Source organism: Synechococcus sp. OH2, from assembly GCF_047462155.1.
Classification (GTDB): Bacteria; Cyanobacteriota; Cyanobacteriia; order Thermostichales; family Thermostichaceae; genus Thermostichus.
Genome location: NZ_JANSIR010000070.1, coordinates 1 through 480, shown reverse-complemented (window position 1 = coordinate 480; position 480 = coordinate 1). Strand labels below are relative to the sequence as shown.

At 58.3% G+C, this 480-nt stretch carries 1 protein-coding gene; it reads right to left on the bottom strand.

Annotated features, from left to right (window positions below; genetic code table 11):
- The coding region (locus NW835_RS05950; RefSeq protein ID WP_414414781.1) for a uracil-DNA glycosylase family protein at nucleotides 1-315 on the bottom strand (315 nt) is incomplete at its 3' end.
- Nucleotides 316-480 lie beyond the last annotated feature (165 nt).

The window sequence follows — 480 nt, the reverse complement described above, 5'->3', positions numbered from 1 at the left end:
CTTACCTACAAAGGGCAGGCCTTGCAGATCTTCGTTTTCCCCCGGCCCCTCGCCAACAATCACGATCTTGGCTTTAGGGTTACCTCGGTGCACCACCACATAGGTACGGTTGGCCGCCAACTCACAGCGCTGGCAGACTCGGCAGTGCTGCTCCAGTTGTTCTAGATCCCGATAGGTGCCGGGGGGAATGGGCACCTGAGCCGAGAGCGGGATCTGATCCCATTGGGGAAGCGTCTCCGTTGCAGAGGCAGGTGGCTCTAGGGGATCGTCAAATAGGCTGGGCTGAAGCTCCGAGGGTCTTTTCTTGGCAGCCATTGCAAGGTGAGGGATCCTTGTGCAGCGATCTTCGGCTGCTCCTCTGCCCTTGTCAAGCTTGGAGTCTCTTTCCCCAAAAGGGCAGCCTTTACGTCTTGATGAACTACCCCACCGCGCAGGCGGGTGGGGTTTCCTCACCCGCTTGACAGCAGAGCTTTTGTCTCT